Raw genomic sequence first — 404 nt, forward strand, 5'->3', positions numbered from 1 at the left:
ACAGAATCTCGTCGTTGCTGAAGGGGACGACCTTGGCAACACGCCGAAAGAACTCGAGGTCCGGCTTGCTGGCACCCCAGTCGTCCGAGGTGCCGATCAGATCGACATCGGTCGAGAACAACTCCCGCAGGAGCTGGCCGGCCCGCGGCTGCCTCGACTGCGGCAAGGTCCCCAAGGACAACGGTCAGTTGCTTCTCCTCGCTCGGTTCCAGGGCAGATAGAACCCCCAGCAGTGTGTCGCGCGCCTGAGGCAAGTGCCCAGCCTTCAACTGCGTGTTGCCTTTGAAAGCCGCCAGCCGGACCGGGCTGAACCACCGGTGTCCCGGATGGGGCGCCGTACGACCGGATCGTCGTCACCGCGGCGGCGTGGGACATCCCCCCGTCGTGGATCGACGGGCTCACGG

1 protein-coding gene and 2 pseudogenes are annotated in these 404 nt (G+C 65.8%); 1 reads left to right on the forward strand and 2 read right to left on the reverse strand.

The annotated features are described in order from the left end of the window. Both TN53_RS49740 and TN53_RS48950 read right to left on the reverse strand, forming a co-directional pair. Positions 1 to 145 (reverse strand): annotated as a pseudogene (locus TN53_RS49740) (haloacid dehalogenase); the annotation flags it as partial. Beyond that, positions 126 to 314: pseudogene (locus tag TN53_RS48950) on the reverse strand (transcriptional regulator); the annotation flags it as partial. The pseudogenes TN53_RS48950 and TN53_RS49740, both read right to left, overlap by 20 nt. A 32-nt stretch (positions 315 to 346) precedes the next feature. On the opposite strand from TN53_RS48950, the gene TN53_RS48955 reads away from it, so the two are divergent. Beyond that, the coding region (locus tag TN53_RS48955) for a hypothetical protein (RefSeq protein ID WP_234441872.1) at positions 347 to 404 on the forward strand (58 nt) is incomplete at its 3' end.

Source organism: Streptomyces sp. WM6386, assembly GCF_000972385.1.
Lineage (GTDB): Bacteria > Actinomycetota > Actinomycetes > Streptomycetales > Streptomycetaceae > Streptomyces.